The following is a 16,966-nucleotide window of genomic DNA, read 5'->3' on the forward strand; positions in this document are numbered from 1 at the left end:
TTTTAATCCCTTATTTCCCCTTCAAAATTAACAATGGAACTGCAGTATAAAACTCTTCTTTTAAGATCGTGCTTTTCTCCCATAATTTCTTAAAGAAACCTCTTTTACGTCTAAAAACACACAATAAATCTGGGTTATGAGTTTTACTATGTTCTAAAACACCTTGAAAAGTAGTTGCGTTTTCTGTAACAGTTAATGTAGATTGTAATTCTGCTAAACCTTTATTTAAAACTAAATCTTCTTCAGAATAATCTGGTGTTTTTACCAACAATAAATTCACAGAAGAGTTGAACTTTTTCGCAATAAACTGCAAAGGTTTTAAAGCGTATTTTCTTTTTACAATTCCCGATTTAAAAGCTACTAAAACATTTTCTATAGGTTTAAAAACATAAGCTTCTGGAATTACTAAAACAGATAAATCTGACATTTTAGCCAATTTTCCAGCAGTATTTCCTAAAAATAATTCTTCTTTAATAGAGTTACTTTTTGTGCCTACAATAATTAAATCTACACCAATTTCGCTATGAACAGCTTCTACACTATCAATTAAACTTCCTTGAGAGGCAATTAATTTAATATCAACATTTTTTGTGTTTACAGAAGCGACTAAGGTTCGTAAATAAAGGTTAGTTTCTCTCCCAATAATCGAGTTTACATTAATCATTGTTCCTGCTTTCGATTTTGCATTGTATGCTCTAAAAACAAATACTTTCGCGTTAATTTCAGAAGCAAAATCAATTGCATATTGTAATGTGTTTTGTGCGCTTACAGTAGATCCAATTGGGACTAAAATATGTTTCATGGTGGTAAATTTTAACTCTGCAAAGTTAGTTAATTTTCAGAGAATCTGTACTTTTTACATTTTTTAGATATGTACATTTGCAAAAAATCTTTTTTTGAATACAAATATTAGTTTTAAGAACATTAATAAATTGGCAATTCCTGCTTTAATTGCTGGTATTGCAGAACCTGTTTTGTCTATAACAGATACTGCAATTATTGGGAATATAGATGTAAATGCAACTGAAAGTTTAGCTGCAGTTGGTATTGTTGGTGCTTTTATTTCTATGCTGGTTTGGGTTTTCGGACAAATAAGAAGTGCAATTTCATCCATAGTTTCGCAATATGTTGGCGCAAATAAAATTAATGAAGTAAAAAGTTTGCCAGCACAAGCCATTGCAATTGTTGTTTTAGGAAGCTTGTTAATTTTAGGAATTTCGTATCTTTTTTCGAGAGAAATTTTTGCTTTTTACAATGCATCAGGAGAAATTTTAGAATATTGTATTACCTATTTTAATATAAGAATTTTTGGTTTTCCTTTTTCTCTATTTGTATTTGCAATTTTCGGCATATTTAGAGGTTTGCAAAACACATTTTACCCAATGATAATTGCAATAACTGGAGCATTACTAAATATCGTTTTAGATATTATTTTGGTATATGGAATTGAAGGTTACTTTCCTGCAATGAATATAGAAGGAGCAGCTTATGCAAGTGTAATTGCACAAATTTCTATGGCAATTATGTCTTTGGTTTTGTTAATGAAAAAAACTAAGATTTCATTGAAATTAAGTTTGCCTTTTCATGCTGAAATTCCACGTTTATTAGGAATGATTGGCAATCTTTTTATAAGAACAATTGCCCTAAATACAGCTTTGTATTTTGCAACATCTTACGCAACATCTTATGGAAAAGAATACATTGCAGCTTATACAATTGGTTTAAATTTATGGCTTTTGGGTGCTTTTAGTATCGATGGTTATTCGAGTGCAGGAAACATTTTATCAGGAAAGTTATTAGGTGCAAAAGATTACAAAACACTTTTAAAATTAAGTAATAAACTAATTATCTATGGTTTTGGAACTGGTGTTGTTATGGCACTTATTGGATTTGCTTTTTACGAGCCAATTGGTAGAATTTTTACAAAAGACCCATTAGTTTTAGACCAGTTTTATATGACTTTTTGGTTGGTTTTAGCAATGCAACCTATTTGTGGAATTACTTATATTTTAGATGGAATGTTTAAAGGAATGGGAGAAATGAAGTTTTTAAGAAATCTTTTAATAGCATCTACAGGCTTGGTTTTTATTCCGTCTTTGCTTTTTTTCGATTCGTTAGATTTAAAATTATATGCAATTTGGATTACTTTCGTTTTATGGATGGTTATAAGAGGGCTTCCAATATTTATTAAATTTAGAAGTAAGTTTATACCATTGGCAGAGAATTCGTAATTAATCTTCTTTATATTCTAAAATATCTGCAGGTTGGCAATCCAAAGCGTCGCAAATTGCTTCTAAAGTAGAGAAACGAATTGCTTTTGCTTTGCCCGATTTTAATATGGATAAATTAGCGGTTGTAATACCAATAATTTCTGCCAAATCTTTGCTTTTCATTTTTCGTTTGGCAAGCATTACATCTAAGTTTACTACGATTGCCATATTTATATTGTTAAATCGTTTTCTTGTTTTAGTTCTTTTGCTTCCATTAAAACTTTACTAAATATCATTAGAAAGAAACCAAAAATAATCATCAGTAAAGATAAATATCTAGAGTCTCCATTAAAGTAAATATAATATTGTGGAGAGGAAATAAAAAATATTGAAAAACTTAAAAGAAAAGCCATAATATTTGCGATTACAATAAATTTACCTGCTTTAAAAAGAAATAAGAAGGTGTTGTTATTAAAGTAATCTGTAAGGTTTTTTAATAGTAGTATTTTTATTAAAAAGGATGCTCCATAAATAAAAATACAAAACGCACTAAATTTAATAATTACTAATATTTTTAGATAAATTGGAGTTCCTTCTGAATTAAAATGACCAAGATGTAACACATCTTTTTCAAATAATAATGCTAAAATAACTAATATATTATCACCTAAAAAGAATAATAATGTTAGTATAAATAGTATTAAAATTATTTTTTTAAATATTTTGATGTTCTTCATAACCTTATATAGTTAAATCATTTTCATACTGGATTTGAATACCACGTTTTATAATTTGAGCAAAAATGAAAATAATACCTGCTAAAAAGATAAAATCACTAGAAAATAAATCAATTGTAAAACGATATTTTTTACCTAAAAATTGAACTTGTGCATTATGTACAATTGCTATAATCCACAAGTAAAAAATACTATAACTTATTTTTTGCATTAATTTTTGAACATTAACATTAAATGGTTTTTCTAAGTTTAAACCACTTAATAATTGGGTAACCATAAAAGCTATGTATGCTTCAGTAGCAAACAAAGCAACTTTATAACTTACAATAAAGGTATATTGTTTAAAACTGTAATTGTAGTATTCGTATAAGTTTAAGCCTTCAAAAAGATTTTTTGAAGCTTCAGGATTATTAATACTCACGAAATAAGAAATTAATATAGCTCCAGTCTTAATGCATAATCCTATAAAAACGATCCAGGCAACTACGTGCATTATTTTTAATATTTGTTTTGAGTCCATTTTATAATTTTTAACTCAGCAAATATATAAAAATTATTGATAAACAATAATAAAATATTATTTATTGATAATAATGTAAGTTTTAAGCAAAAAAAAATCAGCACTAAAAAGTACTGATTTTTTTTAAAATTTATAAGATAAATACCTTAATCTCTAGACATAAAAATCGATAAAACATACCAAAAAAGCAACATTAAAGAAGCAAATAAACCTAAAGCTGCAGGTATGTAATCTTCTGTTCCGAATTTGTTTACTAAGTTAGATGTTTGGTATAAAATTGCTCCTCCTGCCAAAACACACATTCCAACTGAGAACCACAAACCTAAATTAAAACCAAATAAAGAACCTGCAACAATTAACCCTATTGCAATAAAAAAACCAACAGTTAAGCCAGATTTTATAAAAGAAAAATCTTTTTTAGTGATAAAAACGATGGAAGAAATTCCTACAAATAAAGCCAAAGTAACAATAGTTGCTTGTTGTAATAATTCGTAACTTTCTGTGTAAACGATTGCCATATATAATAGTGGCACAAAAATAATTGCTTCAGCAAAAATGTAAACTGCATAGGCTAAATATTGTTTGTTTTTATCCGCGGTTTTTAAAGCTGTACTTTCGGCATAATTGGTTATAAACATAAAACCACCCAACATTACTAACCATTTCCAGCCTTGTGTCATAGAAAGCATAAACTCTACAAGAGTATTGCTTTGTAATAAAATATATTCAAAAAGAACAAACAATAAAATTCCACCAGCAACATGTGTGTATGTTTTCTTGTAAAAATCTACACGAACTTGATCTGTAGCTTGTGTTAAAAGTAATTTATTTTCAAAAGTGTTTTCCATAGTTTTATTATACTTTTTTAATAACGTTTGTTACAATTCCCCAAATAATAAAATCGTTTTCTTCCGTAATTTTTATAATTGGATAATCTGGGTTTTCTGGTTGCAACCAAACTTCGTTATTTTGCACCCTTAATCGTTTTACAGTAAATTCTCCATCTACGTAACAAACCGCAATTTTTTTATCTTCTGGAGCTAAACTTCTATCAATAACTAATAAATCGTTGTTGTTTAGGCCAGCATTAATCATAGACTGTCCTTTTACTTTCGCAAAAAAAGTACTGTTTTTATTTTTAATTAATTCTTCATCTAAAGAAACTTTTTCTTCTTCAAAATCTCCTGAAGGAATAGGAAAACCAGCAGAAATTCCAGTGTCTATTAAAATAGCACCATCTATTGTAGATGGTTTTGGGTTGAAAAAAACAAGATTTTTAGATGTTTCCATTGACTTGTAAAATTATGACTTTTCTTTAAATTTTTTTAGATTTTATTTTAAAATAAGTTTTTTAAAAATAATTCTAAAATATTGTCTTGCAATTATTACAAATGTGTTTTGTTTTTTCAAAAAAAGGAAATAACATATAGAACACATTTTTTCTTTGAATAGGAGCAATTAAAATTCTGTTAGAATTACACTTTATACAAAAAAGCGCTTTTCCATTTTTGTCTTTTTGATAGGTTCTAATTTCATTATAAATTTTCGCAGCTTTTTCAAAATCTTTATTGTGTACTAATAATTTTACACCACCAATTGCATTACTAACCAATGGATCTGTATCTATTGTTGTTTCATCCATTAACATTGTATTAAAACCTTCTGAATCTAACCTAGATTTGGTAACATGTGCTTCTGTAGAATAAATAAAAACGGCTAAAATTGTGTAGTCTGGATTCATAAAAAAATAAAAATTTGTATCAATAATAAAAGTAATTGTTTATTCTTAAAGAGAAACTTTACGATGCGCTTTTTTCAGTTTTTTAATTACAGAAGCTATTTCTTCTTCATTTAAATGTCCAAAACCAAAACGAATGGCACACGTATTTTTATCTTGATATAAAATGGTTTTTGGAATAAATAAATCAATTTTTTCTGCTTCTTCTGTCAATTGAACCAACGAAATTTTTGGTTGAAATTCTAACCAAATTGCCAATCCACCAGAAGGAATTTTCCACGTTGCAATCTCTGTAAAATGTATCTTTAATAAATCGCACAAACAGTCTCGTCTTTGCTTATAAACAACAACGTTTTTTTTCATTAAACGATAAATTTCACCTTCATTAATTAATTCAGATAACATTTGTTTTTGAATTAAATCGCCTTGTTTGTCTAATAATTGCAGGTAATTATTGGCTTCCGAAATTAAATTTTTTGGAGCAATAACAAAACCGGTTTGAAAACTTGGAAATAAAGATTGCCCTAGTTTTCCTAAGTAAATAACCATTCCATTTACATCTGCACTTGCCATTGGCAACATTGCAGAACCTTCGAACTGGAAATCGTAATCGTAATCATCTTCAATAATTGCAAAACCGTATTCTTTTGCCAACAGCAATAACTGCAAACGCCTTTCTACACTTAAGGTTACCATTGTTGGGTAATCTCTATGAGCGCAAACATACACACATCTAATGCTTCCTTTTACAAAGTGTTTTTTTATATAATTAACATCCAAACCATTTTTATCTACAGGAATTGTTTTAATGCTTGCACCTGCTTGTTGGAAAATCATGTTCGAGGCGTAATTACTTAAATTTCCCACCAAAACAATATCTTTTTGTTTTATAATTAATTGAGAAACAATGTATAAACTCATTTCTGTACTCCTTGTGCTTAAAAGATTATTTGAGTTTACATGAAAACCTCTTGTAGCATTTAAATAATTACAAATATGGGTTTGAAATATGGAATCCGAGAATTCATTGGGTCTGTTCCATTTTTTAATCAACGTTTTACGTTTCATAGCTGCACTGTACCATCTTGTAAATTGATGCACAGGATGCAAACGCAAATCTGGTTTCCCATCATTAATTGTAAATTTGGCATTTGTTAGTTGAGAGGTAGAAGCCAAGTGAAAGGAAGTTTGAAAAGGAAATCCTGTTGATTTTGCAGATAAATAAGCCTCGTTTATTTTCTGAGAAGTTGCTTTTATTTTTACAGTGGTTTGTTCTGGTTCCAAAACAAATGTGCCCTTATTGGGAATAATTTCTACCCAACCTTGGGAAGCCAATTCGTCGTAAATAGCAACTGCAGTATTTCTATGAACTTCTAGTAATTTCGATAAATTTCGAGTCCCAGGTAAAATAGTACCTTTCGTTAAATATCTTCTTTGTATTGCATTTATAATTTGTTGCGAAACCTGAATATATACAGGCTGAGGAATCTTTTTATCGAAAGTAATTAATTGTTTCAAAAGCGCAAAAACCGGACTATCTATCATTTTAAAACTGGACTAGTTTAATCGTCCATAAAATTACGACTTTTGCACCGTTTTTAAATCACTATTCATGAAAATTAAAATTACATTATTATTTACTGCAATATTTTTTTCTTTACAATTAACTGCGCAAGAAGAAACTACAAAAAGAGACACTTTAAAAGAAGTAATAATTACTTCTAGTAGAATCGATTTACCATTTAAAAAAAATTCTAGAACGATAGATATTATTACTACTAAAGATATTAAAAACAGTGCAACAACAAATGTAGCAGATTTGTTACAACAAGTCGCAGGTGTAGATATTAGAAGAAGAGGAACAGCAGGAAGTCAGGCAGATTTATATATTAGAGGTGGTGGTTTCGACCAGACTTTACTATTAATTGATGGTATAAAAATGGACGATTCTCAAACAGGACATCATACATTAAACGCAGCTTTACCTCTTGAAGTAATTGAGCGAATTGAAATTATAAAAGGACCTGCAGCAAGAGTTTTTGGGCAAAATGCATTTACTGGAGCTATAAATATTATAACCAAAAAGAAACTAAATTATACTGCTTCAGCAAATATCGAAGCTGGTTCTTTCGGACAATTTAATGGTTCTGTAACAGTTGGTAAAGAGTACGAAAATTCATCTGTAATTGCTCATGTTGGTGCATTAACTTCAGATGGTTACAGAGAAAATTCAGATTATAACAATTACAATTATTTTTTAAAAGCAGTTTTTAATAAGAAATCGCAACCAATTGAAGTAATTGGTACTTTTTTCGATAAAAAATTCGGAGCAGAAAATTTCTATACAACAAATCCATCATTTCATGAATATGAAGAAACTCAAAGTAGTTTATTGGGTGTGCAAACCACTTTTATAGGAGATAAATTAAAAATTACTCCAAGAATTTATTGGAGAAGAGGACAAGATATTTTCTTGTTAAGAAGAGCAGATCCTAATTTTTACAGAAATTTACATATTACAAATAAAGTAGGGGCAGAAACGAATGCTTCTTATAGCTCAGAATTAGGAATTACTGGTTTTGGAATAGATATTTCTCGTGTTTCTATTAGTAGTAACAATTTAGGAAAAAGAGATAGAATTATGGCTAACTTGTTTTTAGAGCATCGTTTTAAGTTTTTGAAAGATAAATTAGATATTACACCAGGAGTTGCTGTTACTTATTTCTCGGATTTTAAATTCCATGCTTTTCCTGGGTTGGATATTGGTTATCAAATCTCAGATGATTTTAGAGCTTATGGAAATATTGGTTCAACATATAGAATACCAACATATACCGACTTATTTTATAATGATGGAACAACAAATGGAAATCCAAATTTAAAACCAGAAGAAGCTTTTGCACAAGAAATTGGTTTAAAATATAATTCTGGTCGTTTTTCTACCTCTGTTGCACTTTTTAATAGAGATGCTACTAATTTAATAGATTTTATACGTCCAGATGCAGATCCAGCAACAAAATATACAGCAACAAATATTGCAAAAGTAAACACAAAAGGTTTTGAGTTAAATGCAGATTATCGTTTTAATATAAAAGACTACAAACAAACTTTAGCAATTGGTTATAATTATTTAAATGATGATATTTTAGATCAAAATAAAGATTTATCTCGTTATTCTTTAAACACTTTAAAACATCAATTTATAACACGTTTTTCTTCGCAATTATTTAAAAATGTAAGACAGAACATTATTTACAAACACGCAGAACGTTCTATTGGAACAAGTTATAATGTTTGGGATGCTTCTGTAATTGTAGATGTTAATAAATTTAGTTTTACAGTAACTGCAAATAATATTTTTAATGCAGATTATATAGAGTCTGGTTTTGTTCCAATGCCACCAAGTAATATTTTATTAGGTTTAAGATATAATTTTTAAATAAAAAAGATTTTTAAAATTTGTAAATGCCTTGATACGTTTGTATCAAGGCATTTTTTTTAATTTTAATTATTTCTGTAACAAAATATCTTTTAAAGCTACTAATAGATAGAAACCCAACAAACTTTTCGAACATTAAATAGTATTAAGTCTAGAATTAATCTATTAATTATAGTTGTTTAAGAAGTAAATTTCTTTAAAAAAGGTTTCTGTTTATAGACCAAATAAATACGGTTTGTTCAGTCTTAAACTCTTATATTTATTCACTTTAAAACTAACTATTATGATGGAATGGTTTCAAGAGTTAACCTCTTTTCAAAAAACGTACTGGGTACTTGCAGGTATTTCTACTTTTATGTTTTTGCTCGTATTAATTTCTACAATTATTGGTGCAGAAACAGATGATATTGGAGATGTAGATGCAGAAATTGATGCAGATACAGGTGCAGGATTTCAATTTTTTACTTTTAAGAATTTAGTTGCCTTTTTTGCAATTTTCGGATGGAGTGGAATTGCGAGTATAGATGCAGGAAATTCAAAAGGAATCACTATAATTATTTCTATTGTTTGTGGTTTAATTATGATGTTTATTATGGCTGCATTATTTTATTATATCAGCAAATTAACCTCAAGTGGCACCTTAAAAATGCAAAATGCTTTAAATTCTATTGGCGAAGTTTATTTAACAGTTGGCGCAAACAGATCTAAAACAGGTAAAATTCAAATTAAAATTCAAGGATCTTTAAGAGAATTAGAAGCTTTAACAGACCATAATGAAGATTTAAAACAAGGTAAAGTTATTAAAGTAGTAGAAGTAACCAACAACGGAATATTAATTATACAACCACAAAACTAAAAACAACTATGCTAAATATTATAACATTACAAACTAGCCTGCCTGCAGGTTTAATAGGAATAGGAATTGCAATTCTCTTTATTTTTATATTAATAATTGCAATGATAAAACGCTACAAAAGATGTCCTTCAGACAGAATTTTAGTAGTGTATGGAAAAGTAGGTGGAGGCGAATCTGCCAAATGTATTCATGGTGGAGCCGCATTTATTTTTCCGGTAATTCAAGATTATCAATTTTTAGATTTAACACCAATTTCTATTGAAGTGAATTTGGTAAACGCACTTTCTAAACAAAATATTCGAGTAAACGTTCCAAGTAGGTTTACAATTGGTATTTCTACAGAGCCAGGAATTATGCAAAATGCTGCAGAACGTTTATTAGGTTTAGCGCAAAGCGATATTCAAGAATTGGCACAAGAAATTATTTTTGGACAATTACGTTTGGTAGTTGCCTCTATGGATATTGAAGAAATTAATAACGATAGAGACAAGTTTTTAACGAACATTTCTCAGTCTGTAGAAACAGAATTAAAGAAAGTTGGTTTAAAATTAATCAACGTAAATATTACGGATATTGTTGATGAATCTGGCTATATAGAAGCTTTAGGAAAAGAAGCAGCAGCACATGCAATTAACGCAGCAAGAAAATCTGTAGCAGAAAAAAATAGAGATGGTTCTATTGGAGAAGCAAATGCAGTACAAGATGAAAGAAGCCAAGTTGCAGCAGCAAATGCCCAAGCTGTAGAAGGAGAAAATACTGCAAAAATTGCAGTTGCAAATTCCGATTCTTTAAGAAGACAAAGAGAAGCAGAAGCAGAACGTACAGCAATTGCATCCGAAAAAGTACAAACTGCAAACGCATTAAAAGAATCCTATGCAGCAGAGCAAGAAGCAGAAGTTGCTAGAGCAGATAGAGAGCGTTCTTCTCAATTAGCAGATATTATTGTACCTGCAGAGATAGATAAAAGAAAAGTAGAAATAGATGCAGAAGCCCAAGCAGAAAATATTAGAAGAATTGCAAAAGGAGAAGCAGATGCAATTTTATTTAAAGCACAAGCAGAAGCACAAGGTTTGTATGAAGTTTTAACAAAACAAGCACAAGGTTTAGATCAAATTGTAAAAGCAGCTGGAAACGATTCGCAAAACGCAGCGTTATTATTAATTGCAGATAAATTACCAGAATTGGTAAAAATACAAGCAGAAGCTATTAAAAATATTAAAATTGATAAAGTTACTGTTTGGGAAAATGGTGGAGGAAAAGAAGGTAAAACATCTACCTCTAACTTTATTTCTGGTATGTATAAAGCTGTTCCGCCTTTACAAGAAATGTTTAATATGGCAGGAATGGAATTGCCAAGTTATCTAAAAGGAAAAGATATTACAGATATAAAGGCAGAGGATATAACAGATATAAAAACGAATTCTTCATCTAAAGAATAAACCTTTTAATTTTTATGAGAATCATCATTCAATATTTTTTTGAATGATGGTTTTTTGTTTTAACAAAGATTTTACTAACAATTTCTTAACTTTGCATCGTCAAAAAAGCTAAGCTATGTCTTTAAACTTATCTCAAATAGATAGAGTAAAAACAATTACGAAAGAAGATTTTATAAAAAACTATTTTAAGCCACAAAAGCCAGTAGTTATAGAACAGTTTATAGAAGATTGGCCTGCATATTCTAAGTGGAACTTAGAGTACATAAAAGAGGTTGCAGGAGATAAAACTGTGCCTTTGTATGATGATAGGCCTGTAGATTTTAAAGATGGTTTTAACGAGCCACATGCAACCATGAAAATGAGCGAATATGTAGATTTGCTAAAAAGTAAGCCTACAAAATTCAGAATTTTTCTTTGGAATGTTTTAAAAGAAGTACCAGTTTTACAAAAAGATTTTACGTTTCCAGATTTTGGTTTACGATTAATGAAAGGTTTACCAATGTTATTTTTTGGAGGAACAGACTCTTACACTTTTATGCATTATGATATTGATTTAGCGAATATTTTTCATTTTCATTTTGAAGGAAAAAAGGAAATTATTTTGTTCGATCAAAAGCAGAACAAGTATTTGTATAAAATTCCACATTCGTTAATAACTAGAGAAGATATCGATTTTTCGAATCCCGATTTTAACAAATGGCCAGCTTTAAAAAAAGCAAAAGGGTATAAAACGAACTTAGAGCATGGGCAAATTTTATATATGCCAGAAGGTTATTGGCATTATATGAAATATATTACCCCAGGTTTTTCTATGAGTTTAAGAGCAATTGCTAGAAAACCTAAAAATTTATCGAAAGCCATTTACAATGTTTTTGTAATGCGAACAATCGATAATATAATGAGAAGAATAAAAGGACAAAAATGGATCGATTGGAAAAACGAACAAGCCATTATTAAAACAAATTCTTATAATAACCTTTAAAATAGGTATTTATAATTCAGTTTTTTAGTATTTTGCAGTGGTCTAACAAATATTACTAATTATATGAAAGCCTGTCCAAGATGTAAATCTGTGTCTAGGCACAGAATGAGAAGAAAAGGAATTGCTAGATTAATTCCGGGAACTAAATCCTATGCTTGCGATAAATGCAATATAGAGTATACTTGGTTTTCTATTATTAATCGATCATTTAAAATTTAAACTAAAAAGCCTCACAAATCTTGTTGTGAGGCTTTTTAATATTTTAAATAGATGTTTTATTTAATTTCCCAAACTTTGTATCCATCTATAAACATCGTTTCCATTTGCAAAAAGTAGTAATGCAATTAATAAGATAAAACCAACTACTTGTGCATATTCTAAGAATTTATCTCCAGGTTTTCTTCCAGTAATCATTTCCCAAAGTGTAAAAACTACATGACCACCATCCAAAGCAGGTATTGGTAATAAGTTCATAAACCCTAACATGATCGATAAAAATGCGGTAATTTCCCAGAAAGATTGTGCGCTCCATTCAGAAGGAAAAATACTACCTATAGAAATAAAACCACCTAAGCCTTTATATGCTCCAGTACTTGGATTAAAAATCTTTTTCAATTGCTTCATATAATCTGTAAGCGTTTTCCAAGATTTTTTTAAACCAGCAGGAATTGCTTCTGTAAATGAATACTCTATATCTGCTAAATCATAATAGCCCAATTTTTCTAAATCATTAAAAGGTATGGTAGAAAAAACAACACCTAAATTACCACTGTTAGAAACTTTTAAAACCACTTCTTTAGTTTCGTTACCTCTTTTTACGGTTGCAGTAATATCTTGATTTTTGTATTTAGATAAAACTGCTTTTGCTTCATCGTAATAATTTATAGGTGTTCCATTAATGGCTACAATAATATCTCTCTTTTTTAAATCACTTGAAGCATTTAAAGAATCTTTTTGTATTCCACCAATTGTAAATGGGTATCTAGGATATAAAAAAGCTCCAGCATCTTTTCCTCTATCCATTAACTGAGAAATAAAATCTTCTGGAATTTCTTGTTCTAAAACTTGTCCATTTCTTTCTATTTCGTATTTATTTCCGTTGATAAATTCTAAAGATAACCCATTAAATTTCTTTACTTTTTGTCCATCAACTGTTAAAATTTTATCACCAGTTTGTAAACCTAAATTTTCTGCTAATTTATTTTCTACCCAAACACCATCTTTTACATTTTCATTTGGTAGATATTTTTCTCCATAAGCCCACATAAGCATTATGTAAATAAAAATTCCTAAAACAAAGTTTACAAAAACACCACCTAACATAATAATAAGACGTTGCCAAGCTGGTTTCGAACGGAATTCCCAAGGTTGTGGAGGCAAAGCCATTTGCTCTGTATCCATACTTTCGTCTATCATTCCAGAGATTTTAACATAACCTCCTAAAGGAATCCAACCAATTCCGTAAACAGTTTCACCAATTTTTTTCTTGAAAATCGAGAATTTATAATCGAAGAATAAATAGAATTTTTCTACTCTCGTTTTAAACAATTTTGCAGGGATAAAGTGCCCTAATTCGTGCAAAACAATCAACAAAGATAAACTTAAAATAAATTGAGATGCTTTTATTAATATTTCCATTCAGCGTTAAATCATAGTTAAAAAACGTGCAAATGTACGTTTTTAAAGAGAGTTGTAAAAGAACTATCGAAGCTACATTTTTTATTTTAACAAACATTTTAGATTGATCGCTACTAAAACCCCTTTCTAAACGATTTTTTAAGTCGTAAATTTGCAGAAATAACTTCATTTTATGGATTTTAAGTTTTTTAAAAAATCGTTACCTACACTTATTTTTTTAGTGGTTTTCTCTGCTATTGCAATTCCTGTTTTTTATCATTTATTAAAAGTCGATAAAAAACTAAAAGTATTTAATCCTGTAGATGTAAATCCGCAATTGGTAGACGAATCGATGTTGCATATTCAAAAAAACCATAAAATAGCCGATTTTAAGTTGATAAATCAGAATGGAGAAACCATTACAAATAAAAATTATAAAGATAAAATTTACGTTGCAGATTTCTTTTTTACACGTTGTAAAACCATTTGTATTGCTATGGCTTATAATATGAATGAATTACAAGAATATTATAAAAATGATAATGATATTATGTTTCTCTCTCATTCTGTAACTCCTGTAATGGATAGTGTTTCAGTTTTAAAAAAATATGCAGAAAACAAAGGTGTAATAGATGGAAAATGGAATGTAACCACAGGCTCTAAAAAGCATATTTACGAATTGGCGAGGAAGAGTTATTTCGCTGTTTTAGACGAAGGAGATGGAGGAGAAGACGATTTTATTCATACAGAACAATTTGTTTTGGTAGATAAAGAAAGAAGAATTCGTGGTTATTATGATGGAACAGAAAAAGAAGACATGGAAAAGCTGAAGAAAGATATTGTTTTGTTGAAGGAAGAATATGCATCTAAATAACTTGTTTAGAATCATTCTAAATGGTTATCTTTGCTTTCCAAATAAAAAATTGTGAGCACAATTGCATCTTTACATATTGGCGAATTAGGCTATATTTCAGAAGAATCTTTAGATTTTATACCTCTAAAATTATTAGAAATGGGTTGTTTGCCTGGAGCAGAAGTTCAATTAATACAAATTGCGCCTTTAAAAGATCCTCTATACATCTGTGTAAATGGAAGTCATTTGGCAATTAGAAAAGAAACAGCTTCACAAATTAAAATTTTAAAAGCGAATTTATAATGTCTAAAAACGATATAAAAGTTGCTTTAATTGGAAACCCAAATACGGGTAAAACTTCGCTATTTAATCAGCTTACAGGTTTAAATCAGAAAGTTGGTAATTACCCAGGAGTTACTGTAGATAAAAAACAAGGAATTAGTAAATTATCTGCAACACAGAATGCAATTATTACAGATTTACCAGGAACTTATAGTATAAACCCAACATCACTTGACGAAAGTATTGTTTTAAAAACATTACTTAAAAAAGATATTAAAGAATCTCCAGATGTAATTTTAGTAGTTGCAGATGTAGAGAATTTAAAGAGAAATTTATTATTATTTTCTCAAATTAAAGATTTAGAAATCCCTACAGTTTTGGCTATTAACATGGTCGATCAAATGAATAAAAAAGGAATTTCTATAGATTTGTCTTTACTCCAAAAAGAATTAAATACAGAAGTTGTTTTAATTAGTGCTAGAAAAAACCAAGGAATAAACGATGTAAAAGAAGCGATTATTCGTTGTCATGTTGCAGCAAAAGCTTCTCCTTTATGTGGTATAAATTCTAAAATAGATCCAGATTATTTTCAAAAATTAAAAGAAATTAGTCCTAATTATTCTTTGTATGAATTGTGGTTAATGGTTACTCAAAACAACTATCCAGATTCCATTACAAAAGAAGAAAAAGAAAAATTATTAGCGTTTAAACAAGATGTTTCTAAGTTGAAAAAATATCAACATAAAGAAACCATTTATCGTTATCAAGAAATTAATAAAATATTAAAGAAAACTTACATTGTAGATAAAACGAAAGCGACAGATGTTCGTAGTAAATTAGATAAAATATTTACACATAAAATTTTTGGTTATTTTTTCTTTTTTATGATTTTATTGGTCATTTTTCAATCTATTTTCGATTGGGCAACTTTACCAATGGATTTAATAGATACCACTTTTGCGGAATTATCTGACTTTGCAAGAGATCGTTTTCAACCAGGACTTTTAACAGATTTATTGGTAGAAGGAATCATTCCAGGAATTGGAGGTGTGTTAATTTTTATTCCGCAAATTGCCATATTATTTTTATTTATTGCGATTTTAGAAGAAACTGGTTATATGAGTCGTGTTGTTTTTCTGATGGATAAAATTATGCGACGTTTTGGAATGAATGGAAAAAGTATAATTCCATTAATTTCTGGAACAGCATGTGCGATTCCTGCAATTATGGCAACTAGAACAATTTCTAGTTGGAAAGAGCGATTAATAACCATTTTAGTAACTCCATTTACAACCTGTTCTGCAAGATTACCAGTGTATGCGATATTAATTGCATTAATAATTCCTGATATAAAAATCTTAGGGTTTTTAAATCTACAAGGTTTGGTGTTGTTATTGTTATATGCTTTAGGGTTTGGAATGGCTATTTTAGGAGCGTATATCTTGCATAAAACTTTAAAGATTCAGTCAAAATCTTTTTTCGTTGTAGAGATGCCAAATTATAAGATACCTTCTATTAAAAATGTATTTTTTGATGTTTTAGAAAAAACGAAAGCATTTGTTTTTGGAGCAGGAAAAATCATTTTGGCTTTGTCTATTGTATTGTGGTTTTTGGCTTCAAATGGCCCAAAATCATATACAAATGCAACAAAAAATGTGTTAGAGAATGTAGAGAACCAGAACTTATCTCAAGATGAATTAAATCAAAGAATAGCATCCGTAAAATTAGAAAATTCTTACATAGGAATTATGGGGAAAAGTATAGAACCTGCAATAAGACCTTTAGGATATGATTGGAAAATAGGCATCGCTTTAATAACTTCTTTTGCGGCAAGAGAAGTTTTTGTTGGAACTTTGGCAACCATTTACAGTGTAGAAGCAGATGATGAAAACACAGCAACAATTAAAGAAAAAATGCGTTCTGAAATAAACCCAGCAACAGGAGAAAAACGATTTAATTTTGCTGTAGGAATGTCGTTGTTAATTTTTTACGCTTTTGCAATGCAATGTATGGCAACATTGGCAATTGTAAAACGTGAAACAAAAACGTGGAAATGGCCTTTAATTCAGTTTTTTGGAATGGGTTTATTGGCATATGTATCCTCTTTAATTGTTTATCAAATATTAAGTTAATGCAAGAAGTCATCGCTTATTCTTTATTAATTATTGCCTTGTTTTTCTTGGTAAAGAAATATGCATTTCCAAAAAAGAAAAAAGGAAATTGCAATACAGATTGTGGTTGTCACTAGAATCTTAACAGAAATATAAGATATAATTATTGTAATGATTCTTAT

General features: G+C 29.1%; 18 protein-coding genes. 9 read left to right on the forward strand and 9 right to left on the reverse strand.

Annotation, left to right across the window (positions count from 1 at the left end):
- Nucleotides 1-10: 10 nt before the first annotated feature.
- Complete coding sequence (locus H9I45_RS12125; protein ID WP_088352787.1) at nt 11-802, reverse strand: universal stress protein; 792 nt, start codon at nt 800-802, stop codon at nt 11-13.
- Between the two features lie 94 nt (nt 803-896).
- On the opposite strand from H9I45_RS12125, the gene H9I45_RS12130 reads away from it, so the two are divergent.
- Nucleotides 897-2,231, forward strand: coding sequence for an MATE family efflux transporter (locus H9I45_RS12130; RefSeq protein ID WP_088352788.1), 1,335 nt, complete (start codon nt 897-899; stop codon nt 2,229-2,231).
- On the opposite strand, the gene H9I45_RS12135 is transcribed toward H9I45_RS12130, so the two are convergent.
- The 7 genes from H9I45_RS12135 to H9I45_RS12165 all read right to left on the reverse strand — a co-directional run bounded on the left by H9I45_RS12135 (nt 2,232) and on the right by H9I45_RS12165 (nt 6,750).
- Nucleotides 2,232-2,438: a helix-turn-helix domain-containing protein gene (locus H9I45_RS12135; RefSeq protein WP_088352789.1), complete on the reverse strand. Its 207-nt coding sequence runs from the start codon at nt 2,436-2,438 to the stop codon at nt 2,232-2,234.
- 2 nt (nt 2,439-2,440) lie between these two features.
- Nucleotides 2,441-2,947 (reverse strand): DUF2975 domain-containing protein, encoded by a 507-nt coding sequence (locus H9I45_RS12140; protein WP_088352790.1) that lies wholly within the window; start codon nt 2,945-2,947, stop codon nt 2,441-2,443.
- A gap of 4 nt (nt 2,948-2,951) precedes the next feature.
- Nucleotides 2,952-3,467 carry a DUF2975 domain-containing protein gene (locus tag H9I45_RS12145; RefSeq protein ID WP_088352791.1) on the reverse strand — a complete coding sequence of 172 codons (516 nt, stop codon included), beginning with the start codon at nt 3,465-3,467 and terminating at the stop codon, nt 2,952-2,954.
- 146 nt (nt 3,468-3,613) lie between these two features.
- Nucleotides 3,614-4,315 (reverse strand): Bax inhibitor-1/YccA family protein, encoded by a 702-nt coding sequence (locus H9I45_RS12150; RefSeq protein ID WP_088352792.1) that lies wholly within the window; start codon nt 4,313-4,315, stop codon nt 3,614-3,616.
- 7 nt (nt 4,316-4,322) lie between these two features.
- Nucleotides 4,323-4,757, reverse strand: coding sequence for a LexA family protein (locus H9I45_RS12155; RefSeq protein WP_088352793.1), 435 nt, complete (start codon nt 4,755-4,757; stop codon nt 4,323-4,325).
- A 73-nt stretch (nt 4,758-4,830) separates the two neighbouring features.
- A complete protein-coding gene (locus H9I45_RS12160) occupies nt 4,831-5,208 on the reverse strand; it encodes a putative signal transducing protein (protein WP_088352794.1) in 378 nt (125 codons plus the stop codon).
- A 45-nt stretch (nt 5,209-5,253) separates the two neighbouring features.
- Entirely contained in the window at nt 5,254-6,750 is a 1,497-nt protein-coding gene (locus H9I45_RS12165; protein ID WP_088352795.1) for an aminotransferase-like domain-containing protein, read from the reverse strand.
- Between the two features lie 67 nt (nt 6,751-6,817).
- Here H9I45_RS12165 and H9I45_RS12170 point away from each other — a divergent pair, with 67 nt between their 5' ends.
- From H9I45_RS12170 to H9I45_RS12185, 4 genes are all read left to right on the forward strand, one after another.
- Nucleotides 6,818-8,644 (forward strand): TonB-dependent receptor plug domain-containing protein, encoded by a 1,827-nt coding sequence (locus H9I45_RS12170; RefSeq protein WP_088352796.1) that lies wholly within the window; start codon nt 6,818-6,820, stop codon nt 8,642-8,644.
- Nucleotides 8,645-8,927: 283 nt separating this feature from the next.
- Nucleotides 8,928-9,500, forward strand: coding sequence for a hypothetical protein (locus H9I45_RS12175; RefSeq protein ID WP_088352797.1), 573 nt, complete (start codon nt 8,928-8,930; stop codon nt 9,498-9,500).
- 8 nt (nt 9,501-9,508) lie between these two features.
- A complete protein-coding gene (locus H9I45_RS12180) occupies nt 9,509-10,939 on the forward strand; it encodes a flotillin family protein (protein ID WP_088352798.1) in 1,431 nt (476 codons plus the stop codon).
- 115 nt (nt 10,940-11,054) lie between these two features.
- Nucleotides 11,055-11,921, forward strand: coding sequence for a cupin-like domain-containing protein (locus H9I45_RS12185; protein WP_088352799.1), 867 nt, complete (start codon nt 11,055-11,057; stop codon nt 11,919-11,921).
- A 279-nt stretch (nt 11,922-12,200) separates the two neighbouring features.
- Here H9I45_RS12185 and rseP read toward each other — a convergent pair whose 3' ends face one another.
- Nucleotides 12,201-13,559: an RIP metalloprotease RseP gene (rseP, locus tag H9I45_RS12190; RefSeq protein ID WP_088352800.1), complete on the reverse strand. Its 1,359-nt coding sequence runs from the start codon at nt 13,557-13,559 to the stop codon at nt 12,201-12,203.
- Nucleotides 13,560-13,731: 172 nt separating this feature from the next.
- Here rseP and H9I45_RS12195 point away from each other — a divergent pair, with 172 nt between their 5' ends.
- The 4 genes from H9I45_RS12195 to H9I45_RS12210 are packed head-to-tail and all read left to right on the forward strand — an operon-like array spanning nt 13,732 to nt 16,921.
- Nucleotides 13,732-14,412 (forward strand): SCO family protein, encoded by a 681-nt coding sequence (locus H9I45_RS12195; RefSeq protein WP_088352801.1) that lies wholly within the window; start codon nt 13,732-13,734, stop codon nt 14,410-14,412.
- A gap of 51 nt (nt 14,413-14,463) precedes the next feature.
- Nucleotides 14,464-14,694: a FeoA family protein gene (locus H9I45_RS12200; RefSeq protein ID WP_088352802.1), complete on the forward strand. Its 231-nt coding sequence runs from the start codon at nt 14,464-14,466 to the stop codon at nt 14,692-14,694.
- The gene (feoB, locus tag H9I45_RS12205; protein ID WP_088352803.1) at nt 14,694-16,805 is read left to right on the forward strand and encodes a ferrous iron transport protein B; all 2,112 of its coding nucleotides are present in this window, start codon (nt 14,694-14,696) and stop codon (nt 16,803-16,805) included. The genes H9I45_RS12200 and feoB overlap by 1 nt, the downstream gene beginning before the upstream one ends.
- The gene (locus H9I45_RS12210; protein WP_088352804.1) at nt 16,805-16,921 is read left to right on the forward strand and encodes a FeoB-associated Cys-rich membrane protein; all 117 of its coding nucleotides are present in this window, start codon (nt 16,805-16,807) and stop codon (nt 16,919-16,921) included. Before feoB ends, H9I45_RS12210 begins: the two co-directional genes overlap by 1 nt.
- Nucleotides 16,922-16,966: the final 45 nt, after the last annotated feature.

Origin of the sequence: Polaribacter haliotis (genome assembly GCF_014784055.1) — a bacterium.
In the GTDB taxonomy this organism is placed as follows: domain Bacteria; phylum Bacteroidota; class Bacteroidia; order Flavobacteriales; family Flavobacteriaceae; genus Polaribacter; species Polaribacter haliotis.

Coding starts and splice junctions, on each gene's coding strand:
- H9I45_RS12185 (WP_088352799.1), top strand. CDS start 11,055: ATGTCTTTAAACTTATCTCAAATAGATAGAGTAAAAACAATTACGAAA.
- H9I45_RS12160 (WP_088352794.1), bottom strand. CDS start 5,208: ATGAATCCAGACTACACAATTTTAGCCGTTTTTATTTATTCTACAGAA.
- H9I45_RS12150 (WP_088352792.1), bottom strand. CDS start 4,315: ATGGAAAACACTTTTGAAAATAAATTACTTTTAACACAAGCTACAGAT.
- H9I45_RS12170 (WP_088352796.1), top strand. CDS start 6,818: ATGAAAATTAAAATTACATTATTATTTACTGCAATATTTTTTTCTTTA.
- rseP (WP_088352800.1), bottom strand. CDS start 13,559: ATGGAAATATTAATAAAAGCATCTCAATTTATTTTAAGTTTATCTTTG.
- H9I45_RS12145 (WP_088352791.1), bottom strand. CDS start 3,467: ATGGACTCAAAACAAATATTAAAAATAATGCACGTAGTTGCCTGGATC.
- H9I45_RS12135 (WP_088352789.1), bottom strand. CDS start 2,438: ATGGCAATCGTAGTAAACTTAGATGTAATGCTTGCCAAACGAAAAATG.
- H9I45_RS12210 (WP_088352804.1), top strand. CDS start 16,805: ATGCAAGAAGTCATCGCTTATTCTTTATTAATTATTGCCTTGTTTTTC.
- H9I45_RS12155 (WP_088352793.1), bottom strand. CDS start 4,757: ATGGAAACATCTAAAAATCTTGTTTTTTTCAACCCAAAACCATCTACA.
- H9I45_RS12175 (WP_088352797.1), top strand. CDS start 8,928: ATGATGGAATGGTTTCAAGAGTTAACCTCTTTTCAAAAAACGTACTGG.
- feoB (WP_088352803.1), top strand. CDS start 14,694: ATGTCTAAAAACGATATAAAAGTTGCTTTAATTGGAAACCCAAATACG.
- H9I45_RS12180 (WP_088352798.1), top strand. CDS start 9,509: ATGCTAAATATTATAACATTACAAACTAGCCTGCCTGCAGGTTTAATA.
- H9I45_RS12165 (WP_088352795.1), bottom strand. CDS start 6,750: ATGATAGATAGTCCGGTTTTTGCGCTTTTGAAACAATTAATTACTTTC.
- H9I45_RS12195 (WP_088352801.1), top strand. CDS start 13,732: ATGGATTTTAAGTTTTTTAAAAAATCGTTACCTACACTTATTTTTTTA.
- H9I45_RS12140 (WP_088352790.1), bottom strand. CDS start 2,947: ATGAAGAACATCAAAATATTTAAAAAAATAATTTTAATACTATTTATA.
- H9I45_RS12125 (WP_088352787.1), bottom strand. CDS start 802: ATGAAACATATTTTAGTCCCAATTGGATCTACTGTAAGCGCACAAAAC.